Raw genomic sequence first — 17,188 nt, forward strand, 5'->3', positions numbered from 1 at the left:
TCTGAGCTTGGTAAAACCGTTTTTTTATGCATCACTTCCCATAACTGGTCGGCTTGTCAAAATCCGGATCTCAGTTTCCTCGCCAGGTTTTAGTTACTCGTGCCGGTCAATCCTTCTGGTTGACCTGTAACAACGAACGTTAACCTGTTGGGATTAAGACGTTCACGGGCGACCCGATTGATCTCCTCCAATGTGACCGCGTTCAACTTGTCATTGCGGTTGGCGATGTATTCCGTGCCAAGGCCGTCCATCTGCATTCCAACGGCTATGTTGGCTATTGTTCCGTTCCCATCAAACCGAAGGGGATAGGCGCCCGTGAGATAGGTCTTGGCGTCTTCAAGTTCCTCTTCAGTGACGCCGTTCTCGCGCAAGCGCTTCCATTCGGCGGTGATAACTTCAACCGCCTCGGCCACACGGTCATTGGCGGACGCGACGCTGCCCATCCAGACCTGGGCATCATCCCGATCTGCGAGATAGGAATAGACGCCATAGGTCAGCCCCCTTTTTTCCCGGACTTCGGTCATCAGCCGGCTTTCAAAACCGCCGCCACCAAGAATGTGATTCAGGATGAAAGCCGCAAAGAAATCGGGGTCTTCCCGTTCCAGGCCGGGTTGGCCAAAGAGAGCGATAGACTGCGGGGTATCGTAATCCACCACCTTTATGCCACCTGGCAGGTTGAGCGTGGCGTCGTCGGGCAGCGGCGCGCCGGTTTCGGGCAGATCCGACAAGAGCTTATCGAGCAGCGCCGACAGTTCCTCGCTGGTGATGTCGCCCACGGCACTGACATAGAGCCGATCGCGTGCCATGGTTGCCGCGTGTGCTTCAACAATGTCGCTACGGGTCAGTGCAGATACGGTTTCAACAGTTCCATTTTCATCGCTGCCATAAGGATGGTCGCCGTAGACGAGTGAGGAAAAACTGTTGCCAGCAATTTCCTGAGGGTCCTTCGCATCCGACTGGATAATCGAGATGATCTGCGCGCGAACCCGCTCTATCGCTTCCTCGTCGAAGCGCGGATTGATGAGGGTATCGCGCAAAAGCGCCATCGAGGCTTCGCGATTTTCGGTCAGAAACCGGACTGACACCCCTAGCGAGTCGGGTCCCGCGTCATAGGAAAACGAGGTGGCCAACGTTTCGGTTGCACGGGAGAACGCCCGAGCGTCCAGGTCTCCGGCACCTTCCTCGAGAAGACCGGTCATCAGGTTGACGGCGCCACGTTTACCCGGCGCATCCAGCGACGTACCCCCGCGAAAGCGCAATTCGAGAGCGACGAAGGGAATCGAATGATCTTCGACCAACCACGCGTCGATACCGCCCGGTGTGGTAATCTCCTTGATATCTACTTCGGCGCTGGCCGGGAGCCCGGCCAGCAGAACGACAGCAGACAAGATGATTGCGGCAAGGCGGTTCATTGGGTCACCTCCTCTGCAGAAATGTAGCCGGTGACGGAATTGTTGTCCTGAGCGAACAGGTCACGTGCGGCTTTCATCACGTCCTCTTCCGTTACGGCCTGAAGGATATCGGGCCAAGACTGAATATCTTCGACCGTCAGCCCCTGAGTCAGGCCGCGACCATAGAGGTTGGCCAAGGAGCCGACATCGTCGCGCGCATAGATTTGCGCTGCGCGGATGCTGGTCTTGATCCGCTCGAGGCGTTCCGCGTTGAAGCCGTCTTCAAGAAAGGTGGTGATCACATCATCCATCGCCTGCTCGGCTTGTTCGAGGGTGAAGCCGGGTGCGGGTACGACCGTAAGATTGAACGTCGTGTCATCCAGCGCCGTGCCGCCGTAGTACGCTCCGGTATAGACAGCCGTGCGTGTGTCGAATTGGAGCTTCTCGTTAAGGATCGAGGTGGTGCCGTCGCCCAATACGTCGGCCAGGATGGTCAGGGCCGCCGCGGTCTTTTGGTCGCCAGAATCCCGCTCGGGAGCCAAGTAGGACCGTTGAAGGTATGGTTGCGCAACGCGAGCGTCCTGAAAGAGTATCCGTCGCTCGGCCAATTGGCGCGGCTCCTGCGGGCGGTTTCGTTCGGGCAGCGTCGGATTGGCCGGGATGGGTTCATAGTATTCCTGGGCAAGGTCGCGCACTTCGTCGGGCGTTACGTCTCCTGCAACAACAAGGATGGCGTTGTTGGGGGCGTAGTAGGTCTTGTAATAGTCCAGCGCGTCGGCAAGCGACAGATCAACCATCTCGTGCTGCCAGCCGATAATCGGAACGCCATAGCGGTGGTTGAGGTACTGTGCTGCGCCTTGCTGCTCACGGAACAGGGCGGATGGATTGTTTTCGATCCGTTGGTTGCGCTCTTCGATGATGACATCGCGCTCTGTCAGGATGTCTTCCTCGTCGAGCTGGAGGTTGACCATGCGGTCACTTTCCATCTTCATCATAAGCTCAAGCCGGTCGGCGGCCACGCGCTGAAAATAGGCGGTATAGTCATAGCTCGTAAACGCGTTGTCGGAACCCCCGTTGCGGGCAACGGTGGAAGAGAACTCTCCCGGTGCCATGTTCTTGGTTCCCTTGAACAGGAGATGCTCGAGAAAATGCGCCACGCCCGAGACCCCCGGGTTCTCATCAGCGGAGCCTGCGCGGTACCAAACCATGTGCATCACGACAGGTGCGCGGTGGTCCTCGATGACGACGACATCCATGCCGTTTTTCAGTGAAAACGTGGTGACCATGTCATCAGCTGCGGCCGATGCGGCAGACATAACGAAAAGGCACACGCCGGATAGCCAATTGCGCATGGGGGACTCCCTTAAAGAATGCGAACACATTGCAGGGTAGATACGCCGCCCACGAGACGATTCAACAGTTCTGACCTTGTTGTGAGCGGTCGGCTGGTGTCAGCGCCTTGTACCAGCCGGCGGATATGAGGGTGTGGGAACCCCGATCCGGCGCAAGCGAGTCGCCTCGGCGCTCGAATCCAGCCACTGGCGCTTATACGCGAGGTTATAGTCATCATTCCTGCCGATATTCAGGATGTTGACACGGCCGCGCTGGCGGCGGATCTCGACATCCTCGCGCGCGAGGGTCTGGCGGATGCCCGGCACGACGCCGAATCGGTTGGCATAGTTCACGAGGCCACCGTCGGCGCGTCCGATCCCGGTGTTGGCCAGCGCAGCGGGATTGCCACCAAGCGCGGCCACGCTGTCACCGCGCGGTGTGGGGTCGGTGATGTTGGTGCCGCCAGGCGTGGGTGCGGGCAAGGCGCGATAGCTATCAGGAGCCTGGAGAGGCTTTCCGGGGACGATGTTGAACTCTTCGGGTCCGTTGCCCGTGTTCTTGATCCGCGAAAGCGTGATGTCCCTGTCACGACCACCACAGGCGGAGACCGCCATCGCGAGGGTCAAGACCAAAATCGCCGGAAGTTTCATTGCCCACTCCTGCTCCGTTCCGTCAGACTTACCCTATTCGCTCCGGAACGTCACGCCGCCTTTTTACTGTCCGAGCTGAAGATTACCATGCCAAAGGCACCAATGAAAACCGCGATATCGGCTACGTTGAACGAGGTCGGGTTAGTGAAGCCGCAACATGACATGTTCAGGAAGTCCGCAACGGCGCCGTAGATAAGGCGGTCGATGACGTTGCCGAGAGCCCCCCCCACCAAAAGACCTGCCGAAATCTGCTGCCAGCGGCCATGCGGGTCGGTCCAGACCCACCACAAAACCGCCCCTACAATCACCAGAGCGACCACAATCCAGATCCAGGGGCTGGCCCCGGCGAAGGCGCCGAAGTTGATGCCGGTGTTCCAGGCCATTTCGAGGTTCAGATAGGGCGGCAGGACCTCGATCGAGCGCACTGTCTTGAGGTCCAGGATCTGGACGATCCAGTATTTAGTGATCTGATCGAGTACGAAAATGATACCCGCGACCCACGCAAGCGTGCGCATACTGCTCTCCTTCAAGGCCCGCTTGCATGTGCCGGCCGCTTATCGTTTCGGTTCTTAGTGCCGGAAATGGCGCATGCCGGTCAAGACCATGGCGAGCCCGGCCTCGTCGGCGGCGGCGATCACCTCGTCGTCACGCATAGAACCGCCCGGTTGGATTACTGCGGTCGCGCCGGCCTCGGCGGCTGTCAGCAAGCCGTCGGGAAAGGGAAAGAACGCGTCGGACGCCACCACGCTGCCCTGGGTGAGCGGCGCGGAGAGACCCAGCTCCGCAGCCATATCCTGCGATTTGCGGGCGGCGATGCGGCAACTGTCGACGCGGCTCATCTGGCCCGCGCCGACGCCCACGGTCGCGCCATCCTTGACGTAGACGATGGCGTTGGATTTCACGTGCTTGGCGACCTTCCAGGCGAACAGCATGTCAGCCATTTCCTGGTCCGACGGCGCGCGCTTGGTCACAACCTTGAGGTCGTCCGCCGACACCTGCCCGCTGTCCTTGTCCTGCATGAGGTAGCCGCCCGAGACCTGCTTGAGCATCAACGCGGCCTGGGCCGGGTCGGCAAGGCCATCGGTGGTGAGCAGGCGTAGGTTTTTCTTCGTGGCGAAAACAGCCCTGGCGTCGTCGTCGGCGCCAGGCGCGATCACCACTTCGGTGAAGATGCCGGCAATCTCTTCAGCGGTTGCGCCATCAAGCGGCTGGTTCAGCGCGATGATGCCGCCGAAGGCTGAAGTACGGTCGCAGTCAAAGGCGCGCATGTAAGCCTCTTTCAGCGTGCTGGCGCGGGCCACGCCGCAGGGGTTGGCGTGTTTGATGATGGCGCAGGCGGGGCCGTCGACGGGGGCGAACTCGCTGACCAGCTCAAACGCTGCGTCGGTGTCGTTGATGTTGTTGTAGCTGAGTTCCTTGCCCTGCACCTGTTGTGCCGTCGCGACGCCGGGACGGGCGGAGCCGTCGGTGTAGAACGCCGCACTTTGATGCGGGTTCTCGCCATAGCGCAGGGTTTGCGCCAGCTGTCCGGCCACGGCGCGGCGGCGCGGAGCGGTCTCGTTCAGGGCTCCGGCCATCCAGCCCGAGACGGCGGCATCATACGCGCCGGTGCGCGCATAGGCGTTGAGCGCCAGTTTTTGGCGGAAAGCATAGGTTGTCTGACCATCATGGGTGTCCAGCTCGGCCAGCAGGGCCTTGTAATCCTGAACATCCACGACGACGTTGACGAAGGCGTGGTTCTTGGCCGCCGCGCGGATCATGGCCGGGCCACCGATGTCGATATTCTCGATGCAGGTGTCATAGTCGGCGCCCTTGGCGACGGTTTCCTCGAACGGGTAGAGGTTCACCACCAGCAGGTCGATGGGGCCGATGCCGTGCTCGTCCATCGATGCCCGGTGGTCGTCATTGTCGCGCAGCGCCAGAAGCCCGCCATGCACCATCGGGTGGAGCGTCTTGACGCGTCCGTCCATCATTTCTGGAAAGCCCGTCACTTCGGCCACATCTTTTACGTCGAGTCCCGCGTCGCGCAGCGTTTTGGCGCTGCCGCCGGTGGACAGCAACTCCACATCGCGTTTGGCTAGCGCATGGCCCAAATCGACCAGACCGGTCTTGTCGGAAACGGAAAGCAGCGCGCGGCGCAGGGGGGCGAGATCGGTCATTGGGCAACCTGTCCTTGTGGCAGTCTATGGGTATCGTTCAACTGAGCGCCACTGGTTTTCGTCCGTCTTCTGCCAGATCGCGCACGCCGATCGGAGAGTCCTGCGGTTTGGCCAGTGACCACCTTGTGCGCGTCGCATACTCCATTGCGCGGCCGGATAGAACGATTTGTTTGGTCGCACGTGGCTTCAGCCTGCCGGATTCCAGATAAACGCTTGATTCTACGGACAGGCTGGTGCTGCCATCACCTCGGAAGATCCATATTTCACCGCTTTTCAACGCCATCGAGACGGCAGTTCCACCCATATCGACAGAGACATCGACATCGGGATGCAGGTGAAACCGGATGTCAAACGGAACGCCCCTTAGCTTCATCGCATCGATGGCACGATCAAAAAGCTTTTTGTCTGAGTCCTCCAAGGCAAGAAGCATATCCTCGCCCGCGATGCCGCGTCCGTCAAACGTCATTTCCAGCTTGCGCACGTGTGTAAGTCCGTATCCCCGGACATAACCGTCGTGACCGCCTTCGAATGTCAGGCCATCCGGCGCGTGGTTCACCCTGATCGGAACGTCCCGGGGGCCTTCGACCAGATAGTCCTGCTTTTGCGGTCCCTTCCCGAGGCGGCTGCTGGATTGGCCGTTAAGCACAAGGGTCGAATGTGACGGCGTGGCCCGTCCGGCGCGACGCCAGGCAGTACCGAAAGTGGCACCGCTACCGCAATTCACGATCAACGGCCGCCGCCCTGCCGTCAATTCAAACGCGAGTGTGGAGGCATGCGCGCTGGCAGACGCCTTCGCTTGGGGTGGAACGGCGGCGTCGATGATCAGGGAGCTGCGCCCCGCGCTGAGCCGAGCAAACCCCATGGACAGGCCGTTTGCATGGCGCCCTTTTATCTGGCTTGCCGCAAGCGCGGCATCGAGCCGACCGTCAATTCCCCGCCCTCCGCCGTGAAAGCAGGCAAGCCCGCCGTCGGCATGGCGAAGGGTGCGCAGCGTGGGGCTGATGCGTTCGATGGCCGTCCAGTGCGCGGGCAAGGGGTTTTGCCCGGCCTCGGTCAAGGTTTCGGCGGCCCAGGTCAGCAGCGTGAAGACTTCTAGCAGTTCTTCAGGGTTTCGGGTAGGCAGACCACCCTGTTCATCAATCTGACGCGCGCACTCACGGGCCAAGGCGACCGACGCCGGGACTACATTCGCCGATAACCCCTCAAGGGAAAGGCCGGCGTAGACAAGGCCGGTCAGAGCCTCGAACCGGGGAAGCCCGGGTGCGGTTGCACGCCAACGCCGCGAAAGGAACTGCGTTTGCTGCGAGAGCGATCGCAAAAATAGATCGGATTGCGCCTGTGTTCGACCCGACAGCAAAAAGATCGCATGATTGATCCAGCGGATGACGCGCCGCCCTGCAAGATCAGGTGTCCAGCCGGGGCCACGCCCGCGCCCATAAAGTTCGATCCAGCGCCAGAGCCAGTCTTGCGCACAGGAACGTGCCTTGGCATCCCCGGCCGCCGCAAGGTCGTCCAGCCATGTAAATCCATGTACTTCTCGGGAAAAGGCAGTGTCCGGAGGGTGGATATCCCACGGCGACTTTTCGGAGTCCCGCACAAGGGTGCCCGCAAACAGGAAGTTCCCGGCGCAAAGCTGCCGGCCCCGGGCGAAGCTGCCGATGGTACGTGGGTCGGGCTGTGACAGGAATGCAGTTATTCGGCCGCCGAACGTTGCCCGGCGAGCCGCCAGACGATTGAGCAGCCGCGTTACGCGCGGTATATCTTGATCGGGTGTCGACATCGGTTCCCAGCCTCGGCACGCTCTTTTTGGCGCTGTTTGGCAAGTATACTCTGCCCAGCAGCTCAAGTCACGGAGGAACGCGACAGGCTTGCCTAGTCCCGGTGCAGTACCGCGACATAAAACCCGTCCATTCCGCCAAGATCGGGCCAGTAGTCCGGTCGTAGGCGAAGGCCGCCTTCCTCGGTACGCCAGTCAGTCTCGATGCCGGGCAAGTCGAGCGCCGAGCGGTCTGTCTGCAGGCCGGAATGACGGGCAAGCGCGTCCTCGATCTGGACCTCACCTTCGTCCGGCAGAAGCGAGCAGGTGCAGAAGACCAGCCGGCCACCGGGCTTCAGAAGGGTAAGCGCGTGATCGATCATTTTCGCCTGCAATTCGATCAGCGCGCCGAACTCCGAGCCGTCCTTGGCGTAGGGCAGATCGGGATGGCGGCGGATCGTGCCTGTAGCGGAACACGGCGCATCGACAAGGATGGCGTCAAAAGGAGCCTGTTGGTACTCAAGAGCATCGCCAACGACCAGATCGGCGACAAGCTGGGTTCTGCTGAGATTTTCAGACACGCGTTCCATCCGCTTTTCCGAAATATCCAGCGCAGTGACTTGCGCGCCTGCCGCAGCGAGTTGCAGCGTCTTGCCGCCAGGTGCGGCACAGAGATCGAGAACGCGCTCACCCGCCTTTGGCGTGAGAATACGCGCGGGCATGGCGGCTGCAACGTCCTGCACCCACCAGGCGCCATCCGCAAAACCGGGAAGGGCAGAGACCTGACCCGGGTCCGTCAGTCGCAGTGAACCGCTCGGCAAAACCGCCGCGCCCAGTCGCTCGGCCCATTCGTGAGGGTCTTCGTCTGGTTTCAGTGTCAGGTCGACGGGGGCACCTGCAAACTGCGCATTTTCCATCGCCGCGACCGCACCGTTGCCCCACGCTTGGACGAGTGGCTCGCGCAACCAACCGGGCATGCGAGGGATGCGCAGGTCTTTCCAAGGCTTGCCGGCGTCGCCCGCCATCTGTCGCAGAATTGCATTTACCAGCCCGCGCAAGCGCTTGTAGCGTGGATGCGTTCCAACGAGCGAGACCAGTTCGTCCACCACGCCGTGTGCGTCCCCGCCCATGCAAAGTTCGACCGTGCCGAGGCGGAGGATGTTCATTACGTGCAGTTGCGGTGTCTTGCGCAACTGGCGGGCCAACAGACGGTCGGCCCGGTCGATACCGCGCAGCGTGTCGCTGGCCAGACGTAATGCGCGCGCGCGATCCGCAGGTGAAAGGCGCGAGAGCGGAGCGTTGAGCTCAGCCAGAAGGCGGCCTTCCCCCATGACCTTATCAAGCAGGGCCACGGCGGTACTGCGGGGGGTGGGCGAGGGCATGTCAGTTCCTTGGCCTTTGAACAGAACGCGCCTATATCAGGCGTACCCAGAGGAAGGAAGCCCGGCCATGACAGACGAAAGCAAGGACCTGCCCCCCGAAGCGAAACGCGCCTTGGCAGAGGCCGAGGAACGTCGCAAGGCGGCTGAAGAAATCAATATGCCGACCGAGTTGGGCGGGCGGAAAGGCCCCGAACCAGTGCGCTTCGGGGACTGGGAGAAGAAGGGCATTGCCATCGACTTCTGAGCAATACCCCGCCTAACACACTAACGCAGGTTTAGATCTGCATACTCTCCGGCGCCTTGGTCAGAGATGAAACGGACCGTGGAACCCTGAACCTTTACCGCCTGGCAGTTTGGACCAAGATTTCTCTGACCCCAGTATAGATCGCGACAGAAATAGCCCGATTTCCATTGCCAAGCACCTGTAACCGGGCGACCAAAAGCCTTTCCCTTGATTTGGCCGGAAGGCGTCACAGTAAGGTTGATACCAAGCCGGGTGAGGTTCCGATCAGCAACGACCGACAAGAATTCAGACTTATTGTCGATCTGGTCGAACTCCTCCGCGATGGCTGGTCCGCTGGCAAACGCAGCGATTAACGCAATAACAGTCAGGCGCATTTTCTGGCTCCCGTAACAAACAATATCTAATACGGGGCACTGGCGGGTCTGGATTAGTTTTCGTTCAACCCCAGTACGTCCAACATGTCGTATTCGCCTGGTTTGCGTCCCTGACCCCACAAAGCGGCCTTCAAGGCACCTCGGGCGAAGACAGCGCGGTCAGAAGCAACGTGACGCAGAATGATGCGTTCGCCCTCTGTCGCGAACATCACGTCATGCTCACCCACGATATCGCCGCCCCGAATGGCGGTGAAGCCGATATGACCAGGCTTGCGAGCGCCCGTAATGCCGTCGCGGCCCCGGTCGGCATTCTGTTCCAGCAATATTCCGCGCCCGTCGGCGGCCGCCTGTCCGAGCATGAGTGCGGTGCCAGAAGGCGCATCGACCTTCTTGTTGTGATGTGCCTCGATCACTTCGATATCGTAATCCTCGTCCAGGGCGGCGGCGACTTTCTTTGTCAGTTGAACGAGCAGGTTGACGCCAAGGCTCATGTTGCCAGCACGGATGATGGTCGCGTGCCGGCCGGCCGCGGAAATCTTTGAAAGATCGTCATTGGCAAGGCCGGTGGTGCCAATGACGTGAACGCATCGTGCCTGCGCTGCCAATGCTGCGAACTCGACCGTGGCTGTAGGCGCCGTGAAATCCAGCACGGCATGTGCTTTCGAAATTGTTTCCAGTGGATCGTCTGACACAAAAATGCCCACAGGCGCACCGCCCATCGCTTCGCCTATGTCTTTACCAATCCAGGCGTGACCGCTTCGTTCCAGCACGCCGATAAGTCGCGCGCGTTCCGAGGCTTGCACCGTCTCGATCAGCATTTGGCCCATGCGACCGGAGGCGCCCGTCACTACGATACCTGGCAGGTCGGTCATGTCATTCTCCGTCTTACTGTTTGCATTCCTTAACTCGGTGATCATCGCTTGGCAAAGCCATGCACAAGGCTTAGATGCATTCTTATGGCAAAGAACAAGTTCCATGATGGGCCCGGACCGTCGCAGCGGCAATTACGGGTTGGAGAGTTGATACGCCGGACGCTGGCCGATGTGCTTGCGCGCGGTGATATCCATGACCCCGACCTGAACCGTCTCTCGGTTACGGTGGGCGAGGTGCGCACATCGCCCGATCTGAAGGTGGCGACGGCATATGTTCTGCCTCTTGGCGGTCATGGCAAGTCCGACGTGCTGGAGCTTTTGGGTCGCAACAAGGGCGAGTTGCGCCGAATCATCGGCAAAAAGGTTGGTCTGAAATTCGCACCGGAATTGCGGTTCCGGCTGGATGAAACGTTCGACCAGCTTGATGAGACGCGGCGACTGTTCGCGCAGGACGCCGTACGGCGCGACGTCGAGAACTGAGCCAATGTGGCGCGTGGTGCTTTTGGGGATGACGCTGATGGCCGGGCCGGCTTCGGCCGTCGAGTGCCAGCAGATCAGCTATGACGGTGCGCGTTTTACCACCTGCAAGGTCGACGTGGGCAAAGACAATTTGCGCCTTTTTCTGAATGACCCGATGTCCGGTGACCCGTTAGGCAGCTTTTCCAGCGTGGAGCGCAATGTGCGCGGAGAGGGCGGCGAGCTTTTGTTCGCGATGAACGCGGGAATGTACCATCAGGACCGAAGCCCGGTCGGGTACTATGTCGAGAACGGTAAAGAAACGAAGCCATTGGTGATGCGGGACGGACCAGGGAACTTTGGTCTGTTGCCGAACGGGGTCTTCTGCATCCGGCCAAATCGCACGGACGTGTTCGAAACGCGACGCTTCGACCGGGACAAGCCCGACTGTAGTTTCGCAAGCCAGTCGGGGCCGATGCTGGTGATCGATGGCAAGCTGCATCCACGTTTTCTCAAAAACAGCGACAGCCTTTATGTGCGCAATGGCGTGGGCTCTTCTGCCGACGGACGCACGGTATGGTTCGTCATTTCCGAGGACAGGGTGAACTTTCATACCTTTGCCAAGGTTTTTCGTGATCTTCTGAAGACGCCGCAGGCGCTGTATTTTGATGGCAACATCTCGCGGCTATTTGCGCCTCAACTGGGGCGGCATGACGGCGGTTTCCCGATGGGGCCTATCGTAGGCGTTGTCGCCGATTGAGCGCCGCTTGACGAATTGACTTGCACGGGGTGCTGCGATACGCGGCGATCTTTACACAGGCTAAGGCAGGAAGGTCATGGGGCGCAAACGCAAGGGACGTGATATTTCGGGCTGGTTGATCGTGGACAAGCCGTCAGGCGTTACTTCGACCGCAGTGGTCAACAAGGTACGATGGGCGCTTCAGGCCAAAAAGGCTGGCCATGCAGGAACACTGGATCCCGATGCGACAGGTGTGCTTGCGGTGGCGCTGGGCGAGGCGACAAAAACCGTGCCGTTCATCACCGATGCGTTGAAAGCTTATCGATTTCTCGTGCGTTTGGGGCAGGCGACCAACACCGATGATGCGGAGGGTGAGGTTGTGGCCGAAAGCAGCGAACGGCCGAGCGATGAAGATATTAAGAGCGCGCTTTCCCGGTTCGTTGGTGACATCCAGCAGGTGCCGCCAAAATTCTCGGCGGTGAAGATCGATGGTGAAAGGGCCTACAAGCGCGCCCGGGAAGGTGAAGAGTTCGAAGTCTCGGCGCGACCGCTTTGGGTGGAGGAATTACTGCTGACCGACCGGCCGGATGCCGATACGGTCGAGCTGGAAATGATCTGTGGCAAAGGCGGCTACGTGCGGTCCATTGCGCGCGACCTTGGCGAGGCGCTGGGGTGCTACGGGCATGTCGCTAGCCTGCGGCGAATTTGGTCCGGCCCTTTCTGTACTGCGGATGGCGTGACGATGGAACAGGTTGAAGCGATGGCACACGATCCTGCGCTGGACGCCTATTTGCGGCCTTTGGAAGAAGGCCTGAGCGAGCTGCCGCGAGTCAGTTGCAATGAGATGAGCGCAGCCCGGCTAAGGCATGGCAATCCTGCTCCGGTGATTGGTGGCGATGTCGAATATGGTGGTGAATGCTGGGCCGCGCTGAAGGGCCAAGCCGTGGCGGTGGGGCACTTCAAGGGCGGTGACCTGTATCCCAGCCGGGTGTTCAACGTCGCCCCGATGGCGCAATGAAGCAAGCTGCTCACGATCCTGGTGGCAAGGTGCGCCTTCGCTTGCCAGACGGTGTTGTCGGTGAGGCGCAGTTTTCGGATTGCGGGCGATACCGGCAGTCCCTGACGCGAGACTGGACGCCGAAAGACGCAGACCCTCGCGCGGTGCTGTTTATCGGTATGAATCCATCGGTTGCAGATGAGTCTACCTCGGATCCTACATGTCATCGGGAACTGATGTTCGCACGCGATTGGGGGTTCACCCGCTACCTCAAAGGGAACGTGCTTGACTGGCGGGCAACCTCACCAAAGGATATTCCACACGATCCCGGTCTCGCGTGCAGCACGGACAACATTCCCGCGCTGGTCGAAATGGCTATGGATGCAGAGATGATTGTTCTGGCCTACGGCAAGCTGCACAATCGGTTTGCGCCGTTGGTGCACGAAGCGCTGTCTGCTGTTGCAGCAACGGGACAGCCGTTGAAATGCTTAGGATTGAACAAGGATGGCTCAGCCAAGCATCCGCTTTACCTGCGGAAGGATACGGCTCTGCAAGAGTTCCCGACGCCGTTTTGAATGGTGGTCGCTTCGAAACGAAAACGGGCGCTTTTTAAAAGCGCCCGTTTCCCGTTCTGACTAAATAGCGTCTTTACTGAGGCTCATCTTCCGGTGCATCCAGCGACAGCGCTACAAAGCGCGGTTCGCCAGCGCGACGCACCAAGAGGAGGATCGACTTGCGGCCCGCTTCGCGTGCATCATCGATTCGGGCTTCCAGGTCGGATATGCTGGACAGCTTTTGTTGGCCGGCCTCGGTGATGACATCACCGGCGCGCATGCCTTTCTCGTAGGCTTCCGACAGGTTGTCGATGTCCGACACGACGAGGCCGTTGGCGTTGTCGTCCAGCTCCAGTTGGCTGCGCAGTTCGTCGTCGAGCTGCGACAGTGTGAGGCCAAGAATTTCGGCTTCGGACGGCGCTTCGGTCTCGCCCGGCTGGGCCGCGGGAACGACGCCTTCAGCCGCTTCGCGGCGGCCAAGCGTGACGCGCAGGGTCTGGGTCTTGCCTTCGCGGAAGACCACGACGCGCACAGTCTTGCCCACGGCGGTGTTCCCGACCCGGCGGACCAGCCCGCGGGTATCCTCGACCTCGTAGCCGTCGAACTGCATGATCACGTCGCCCGCTTTCATACCGGCTTCTCCGGCAGGGCCTTCGGGAACGTCCGTCACCAACGCACCGGCGACCTCTTCGAGGCCCATCGCCTCGGCGACGTCGTCGGTGACGTCCTGAATGCGGACGCCGAGCCAGCCGCGGCGGGTTTCACCGAATTCCTGCAGTTGGTCGACCACGCGGGTCACGACGTTGGAGGCCATCGAGAAGCCGATGCCGATCGAGCCACCGTTGGGTGACAGGATCGCGGTATTGACGCCGACGACCTGGCCGTCGAGGTTGAAAAGCGGTCCACCCGAGTTGCCGCGGTTGATGGCGGCGTCGGTCTGGATGTAGTCGTCGTAGGTGCCCGAAAGTTCGCGGTTGCGGGCCGACACGATCCCGGCGGAAACCGAGAAGCCCTGACCGAGGGGGTTGCCCATGGCGATCACCCAATCGCCCACGCGGGCGGTGTCGCTGTCGGCAAAGCTGACGAAGGGCAGCGGTTCGTCCGCATCGACCTTGAGCAGGGCGATGTCGGTCTTGGGGTCGGTTCCGATCACCTCGGCTTCGAGCTCGCGACCCGAGAAGAACTCGATGATGATCTCGTCCGCGGTTTCGATCACGTGGTTGTTGGTGACGATGTAGCCGTCTTCGGAGATGACGAAGCCCGAGCCGAGCGCGGACGTGCGCCGGGGGCGGTTGCCCTCGCCGTTGTTCCGGTCTTGGAAATCGCGGAAGAAGTCCTCGAAGGGCGAGCCTTCGGGAACAATTGGTGACGGGCCGGTGCCCTGGGCTACGACGGTCGAGGTCGTGATGTTCACGACTGCGGGGCTAACCTCCTGCGCGAGGTCGGCAAAACTTTCGGGACGGGCATTGGCGCTGATCGCCTGTGCGATGATCAGGGCCGTTGCCAGCGCCGTGAGCCAGATCGCGCGGATCGCTCCAGGCGGCGTCATGGGTTGAGAGAGAGTTTGTGCTTTCACGCGGGACCACTCCTTGATCAGTATTTGGAATTCCGGGGCCTACCGCGTGCGCGCGCGCAGACCGCTCTGGACCTTATTTAGGCACGCTCAACGAGAACGCAAAATTCACAACACGATGTCACGCCCATGTGAACGCTTTGTCAACGGTGGTGCAAGCACCTTGCGTCACGCGCCCACCATTTTGGCGCACCAGACCAGGATTATGCCGAAGGCAAGTGCCGCGAGGCCGACCAGCCGCCTGTGTTCGTCCGGCAGGGTGCGCAGGGCCGCCAGCATCTGTTCCACAAGCGAAGGGGCCAGTGCGTACACCAGCCCCTCGACAATCAGCACGAGCCCGAAGGCCAGAAAGATCGTTCCGATCAATTTGTGACGTCCTCGTCGCCCGCGTTGTCTTCCGCGGCCTCCTCGGCGGCGCCTTCCCTTTCGGCTTCCGCCTCCTCGGCCTCTTCCGCCTCTTGCTGGGCGGCGTCCTCTTCAAGGCGCTGGCGTTCGCTTTCAGGCAGGTCGGGTGAAATCTCTGTCTCCGGTGCCATATCGCGGAGACGGTCGATGTCGATATCCTCGAGCGCAACCTGGCCCAAGCCATCGGCGCGCACAGCGTCGAACATCTGGCCCAAGAACTCGCTGTTCGGCGAAAAGACCAGCGTGGAGTTTTCCTCGTTCATTGAGCGTTCAAGCGCGGCGAGCGAGCGGTAGAAAGCGAAGAAGTCGGGATTGTTGCCGAAGGCTTCGGCATAGATCCGGTTCCGCTCGGCGTCGGCTTCACCGCGGGTGATCTCGGCCTCGCGTTCGGCGTTCGACACGGTTTCCACCACCGTCCGGTCGGCGGCGGCGCGGACGCGCTGGGCGGCCTCGTTACCGCGGGCGATCTCGTCGGCAGCCTCGCGTTCACGTTCGGCCCGCATCCGGGCGAAGGTGGCTTCGAGGTTTTGCTGCGGCAGATTGGTCTGCTTCAGTCGGACGTCGACGATTTCGAGCCCCAACCCGGCCGCGCTGGCGCGGGCCTGTTCAAGAATACGCACGGCAAGTTCGCGCCGTTGCGGCGACAGGATCGTGTCGGATGTCACCTGATCAGCGCCGAGAACCTCGCGGATTTGGGCGTTCAGAACAGAAGCGAGCCGATCTTCGGCAACGCGGGTACCGCCGATGCCGACGGCTTGCCGGAACTGAACCACATCTGCGATCCGGTAGCGGGTGAAGGCGTCGACCACGAGGCGGCGATCATCAGATGGCGTGACCTCGATCGCGTCGGTATCCAGCGACAGGATGCGGCGGTCATAGCGCACGACCTCTTGGATCACCGGGATCTTTATACCGATGCCCGGCTCTTCGACGACCTTTTTGATCTGGCCGAATTGCAGCACGAGCGCTTTTTCACGTTCGTCCACGATGTAGAGCGAGGACAGGATACCGATGATCGCAACGGCGAGGACGGGAAGTAGCAGAGCGGATTTACGCATCAGTTCGATCCTCCGTTGCCGGTCTGGTTGGAGCGGCGTAACTGGTCAAGGGGCAGGTAGGGCAATACGCCCTCGCCCGAGGCCCCGGTGGATTCGTCGAGCAGGATCTTGTCCATCCTGCCCAGCGTGCGTTCAACGGTTTCGAGGTAGAGGCGGCGCTGCGTCACTTCGGGTGCCTCGTTGAATTCCTGCGCCACGGCGATGAAGCGGCTGGCCTCACCGATGGCTTCGTTCACCACGCGGGCGCGGTAGCCCTCGGCCTGTTCGAGGATCTGCGCGGCCTCACCGCGAGCCTCGGCCAGAACGCGGTTGGCGTAGGCGTCTGCCAGACGTTGTAGGCGGTCACGTTCCTGTTCGGCGGCCTGAACCTCGCGGAAGGCGTCGATCACGTCACTCGGCGGATCGGCGGTGTCGAGGTTGACCCGGACGATGTTGATACCGCTTTCGTACTCGTCGAGCGTCGCTTGGATATTCTCCCGCGCGGTGTCGGCGATGAGACCCCGGTCACGGTTGAGAATCGGCGCCAGGTTGGTGGCCGCGATGATCTCGCGCATTACGGCCTCGGACACGGCCTGTACGGTCAATTGCGGATCGCGGATGTTGAACAGCAGCTTGGCTGGCTCATTGATGTTCCAAACGACTTGGAAGTCGATGTCGACAATATTGGCGTCGGTGGTCAGCATAAGGCCGTCACCGCCCGCGGAGCTGCCGCGTCTGCTGCCGATGTTCTCGGTCCGCTCGGAGGTGACATTGACCACTTCCGCGGTGACCAGCGGCCACGGCGCAAAGTTCAGACCGGGATCGCCGGTGGAGTAGTACTTGCCCAAAAAGAGTTCGACCGACTGTTCCTCGGGCTTGACGGTGTAGAAGCTGGCCGCACCCCAGAGCGCCACCGCGATCAGGGCGCCGATCACTATGGTGCCGCGCCCAAAGCCGGGGCCGCCGCCATCGCCGCCGCCGGCACCGTTGCCACGGCCCTTGCCGCCGCGCCCGCCCATCAGCACGCGCAGCTGATCCTGTCCGCGACGGACCAGTTCGTCGATCTCGGGAATCTGCGACCCGCCTTCGGGGGGGCGCCGGTTGTCATTGCCGCGGTTGCCGCGATCGTCGTCGTCGCTCCCGCCGCGGTTGCCACCATTGCCGCCGCCGCCCCAAGGACCGCCAGAATGTCCAGCCATATAATCTCTTCCCTCTATCCTAACGCGCAGAGCGCCATCCCTGTGTCATAACTGTGCACAACAGTCAA

18 protein-coding genes are annotated in these 17,188 nt (G+C 61.0%); 5 read left to right on the forward strand and 13 right to left on the reverse strand.

All coding sequences use genetic code 11. From position 1 onward, the window contains the following. Positions 1-89 precede the first annotated feature (89 nt). The 7 genes from C2I35_RS09050 to C2I35_RS09080 all read right to left on the reverse strand — a co-directional run bounded on the left by C2I35_RS09050 (position 90) and on the right by C2I35_RS09080 (position 8,670). The gene (locus C2I35_RS09050) at positions 90-1,412 is read right to left on the reverse strand and encodes a M16 family metallopeptidase (protein ID WP_103762712.1); all 1,323 of its coding nucleotides are present in this window, start codon (positions 1,410-1,412) and stop codon (positions 90-92) included. Continuing rightward, complete coding sequence (locus C2I35_RS09055; protein WP_103762713.1) at positions 1,409-2,743, reverse strand: M16 family metallopeptidase; 1,335 nt, start codon at positions 2,741-2,743, stop codon at positions 1,409-1,411. The genes C2I35_RS09050 and C2I35_RS09055 overlap by 4 nt, the downstream gene beginning before the upstream one ends. A 99-nt stretch (positions 2,744-2,842) precedes the next feature. After that, a complete protein-coding gene (locus C2I35_RS09060; RefSeq protein ID WP_103762714.1) occupies positions 2,843-3,373 on the reverse strand; it encodes a DUF3035 domain-containing protein in 531 nt (176 codons plus the stop codon). Positions 3,374-3,423: 50 nt separating this feature from the next. Continuing rightward, entirely contained in the window at positions 3,424-3,888 is a 465-nt protein-coding gene (gene lspA / locus C2I35_RS09065) for a signal peptidase II (RefSeq protein ID WP_103762715.1), read from the reverse strand. Positions 3,889-3,942: 54 nt separating this feature from the next. Beyond that, positions 3,943-5,532: a bifunctional phosphoribosylaminoimidazolecarboxamide formyltransferase/IMP cyclohydrolase gene (gene purH, locus C2I35_RS09070; RefSeq protein ID WP_103762716.1), complete on the reverse strand. Its 1,590-nt coding sequence runs from the start codon at positions 5,530-5,532 to the stop codon at positions 3,943-3,945. 37 nt (positions 5,533-5,569) lie between these two features. Beyond that, on the reverse strand, positions 5,570-7,312 hold the full coding sequence (locus C2I35_RS09075) for a heparinase II/III family protein (protein WP_103762717.1): 1,743 nt from the start codon (positions 7,310-7,312) through the stop codon (positions 5,570-5,572). A 92-nt stretch (positions 7,313-7,404) separates the two neighbouring features. Beyond that, positions 7,405-8,670, reverse strand: coding sequence for an RsmB/NOP family class I SAM-dependent RNA methyltransferase (locus tag C2I35_RS09080; protein WP_103762718.1), 1,266 nt, complete (start codon positions 8,668-8,670; stop codon positions 7,405-7,407). Between the two features lie 67 nt (positions 8,671-8,737). On the opposite strand from C2I35_RS09080, the gene C2I35_RS09085 reads away from it, so the two are divergent. Then, on the forward strand, positions 8,738-8,914 hold the full coding sequence (locus tag C2I35_RS09085) for a DUF1674 domain-containing protein (protein WP_103762719.1): 177 nt from the start codon (positions 8,738-8,740) through the stop codon (positions 8,912-8,914). 20 nt (positions 8,915-8,934) lie between these two features. On the opposite strand, the gene C2I35_RS09090 is transcribed toward C2I35_RS09085, so the two are convergent. Beyond that, positions 8,935-9,288, reverse strand: coding sequence for a dihydrodipicolinate reductase (locus tag C2I35_RS09090; RefSeq protein ID WP_103762720.1), 354 nt, complete (start codon positions 9,286-9,288; stop codon positions 8,935-8,937). Between the two features lie 53 nt (positions 9,289-9,341). Beyond that, positions 9,342-10,160, reverse strand: a complete 819-nt coding sequence (gene dapB / locus C2I35_RS09095; RefSeq protein WP_103762721.1) for a 4-hydroxy-tetrahydrodipicolinate reductase — start codon at positions 10,158-10,160, stop codon at positions 9,342-9,344. Positions 10,161-10,244: 84 nt separating this feature from the next. Here dapB and rbfA point away from each other — a divergent pair, with 84 nt between their 5' ends. From rbfA to C2I35_RS09115, 4 genes are all read left to right on the forward strand, one after another. After that, positions 10,245-10,640, forward strand: a complete 396-nt coding sequence (gene rbfA / locus C2I35_RS09100) for a 30S ribosome-binding factor RbfA (protein ID WP_103762722.1) — start codon at positions 10,245-10,247, stop codon at positions 10,638-10,640. 4 nt (positions 10,641-10,644) lie between these two features. Beyond that, positions 10,645-11,376, forward strand: a complete 732-nt coding sequence (locus C2I35_RS09105) for a phosphodiester glycosidase family protein (RefSeq protein WP_103762723.1) — start codon at positions 10,645-10,647, stop codon at positions 11,374-11,376. A gap of 76 nt (positions 11,377-11,452) precedes the next feature. Next, on the forward strand, positions 11,453-12,373 hold the full coding sequence (truB, locus tag C2I35_RS09110; RefSeq protein WP_103762724.1) for a tRNA pseudouridine(55) synthase TruB: 921 nt from the start codon (positions 11,453-11,455) through the stop codon (positions 12,371-12,373). After that, positions 12,370-12,927 (forward strand): DUF1643 domain-containing protein, encoded by a 558-nt coding sequence (locus tag C2I35_RS09115; RefSeq protein ID WP_103762725.1) that lies wholly within the window; start codon positions 12,370-12,372, stop codon positions 12,925-12,927. The genes truB and C2I35_RS09115 overlap by 4 nt, the downstream gene beginning before the upstream one ends. A gap of 73 nt (positions 12,928-13,000) precedes the next feature. On the opposite strand, the gene C2I35_RS09120 is transcribed toward C2I35_RS09115, so the two are convergent. The 4 genes from C2I35_RS09120 to hflK form a co-directional block, all read right to left on the reverse strand. Then, a complete protein-coding gene (locus tag C2I35_RS09120; RefSeq protein ID WP_103762726.1) occupies positions 13,001-14,455 on the reverse strand; it encodes a Do family serine endopeptidase in 1,455 nt (484 codons plus the stop codon). A gap of 192 nt (positions 14,456-14,647) precedes the next feature. Then, positions 14,648-14,842: a DUF2065 domain-containing protein gene (locus C2I35_RS09125; RefSeq protein WP_103762996.1), complete on the reverse strand. Its 195-nt coding sequence runs from the start codon at positions 14,840-14,842 to the stop codon at positions 14,648-14,650. After that, positions 14,842-15,942 (reverse strand): protease modulator HflC, encoded by a 1,101-nt coding sequence (gene hflC / locus C2I35_RS09130; RefSeq protein WP_103762727.1) that lies wholly within the window; start codon positions 15,940-15,942, stop codon positions 14,842-14,844. The genes C2I35_RS09125 and hflC overlap by 1 nt, the downstream gene beginning before the upstream one ends. Then, the gene (hflK, locus tag C2I35_RS09135; protein WP_103762728.1) at positions 15,942-17,120 is read right to left on the reverse strand and encodes an FtsH protease activity modulator HflK; all 1,179 of its coding nucleotides are present in this window, start codon (positions 17,118-17,120) and stop codon (positions 15,942-15,944) included. Before hflK ends, hflC begins: the two co-directional genes overlap by 1 nt. Between the last annotated feature and the right edge of the window lie 68 nt (positions 17,121-17,188).

Origin of the sequence: Roseovarius confluentis, assembly GCF_002917925.1 — a bacterium.
Lineage (GTDB): Bacteria > Pseudomonadota > Alphaproteobacteria > Rhodobacterales > Rhodobacteraceae > Roseovarius > Roseovarius confluentis.

Coding starts and splice junctions, on each gene's coding strand:
- C2I35_RS09050 (WP_103762712.1), bottom strand. CDS start 1,412: ATGAACCGCCTTGCCGCAATCATCTTGTCTGCTGTCGTTCTGCTGGCC.
- C2I35_RS09055 (WP_103762713.1), bottom strand. CDS start 2,743: ATGCGCAATTGGCTATCCGGCGTGTGCCTTTTCGTTATGTCTGCCGCA.
- C2I35_RS09060 (WP_103762714.1), bottom strand. CDS start 3,373: ATGAAACTTCCGGCGATTTTGGTCTTGACCCTCGCGATGGCGGTCTCC.
- lspA (WP_103762715.1), bottom strand. CDS start 3,888: ATGCGCACGCTTGCGTGGGTCGCGGGTATCATTTTCGTACTCGATCAG.
- purH (WP_103762716.1), bottom strand. CDS start 5,532: ATGACCGATCTCGCCCCCCTGCGCCGCGCGCTGCTTTCCGTTTCCGAC.
- C2I35_RS09075 (WP_103762717.1), bottom strand. CDS start 7,312: ATGTCGACACCCGATCAAGATATACCGCGCGTAACGCGGCTGCTCAAT.
- C2I35_RS09080 (WP_103762718.1), bottom strand. CDS start 8,670: ATGCCCTCGCCCACCCCCCGCAGTACCGCCGTGGCCCTGCTTGATAAG.
- C2I35_RS09085 (WP_103762719.1), top strand. CDS start 8,738: ATGACAGACGAAAGCAAGGACCTGCCCCCCGAAGCGAAACGCGCCTTG.
- C2I35_RS09090 (WP_103762720.1), bottom strand. CDS start 9,288: ATGCGCCTGACTGTTATTGCGTTAATCGCTGCGTTTGCCAGCGGACCA.
- dapB (WP_103762721.1), bottom strand. CDS start 10,160: ATGACCGACCTGCCAGGTATCGTAGTGACGGGCGCCTCCGGTCGCATG.
- rbfA (WP_103762722.1), top strand. CDS start 10,245: ATGGCAAAGAACAAGTTCCATGATGGGCCCGGACCGTCGCAGCGGCAA.
- C2I35_RS09105 (WP_103762723.1), top strand. CDS start 10,645: ATGTGGCGCGTGGTGCTTTTGGGGATGACGCTGATGGCCGGGCCGGCT.
- truB (WP_103762724.1), top strand. CDS start 11,453: ATGGGGCGCAAACGCAAGGGACGTGATATTTCGGGCTGGTTGATCGTG.
- C2I35_RS09115 (WP_103762725.1), top strand. CDS start 12,370: ATGAAGCAAGCTGCTCACGATCCTGGTGGCAAGGTGCGCCTTCGCTTG.
- C2I35_RS09120 (WP_103762726.1), bottom strand. CDS start 14,455: ATGACGCCGCCTGGAGCGATCCGCGCGATCTGGCTCACGGCGCTGGCA.
- hflC (WP_103762727.1), bottom strand. CDS start 15,942: ATGCGTAAATCCGCTCTGCTACTTCCCGTCCTCGCCGTTGCGATCATC.
- hflK (WP_103762728.1), bottom strand. CDS start 17,120: ATGGCTGGACATTCTGGCGGTCCTTGGGGCGGCGGCGGCAATGGTGGC.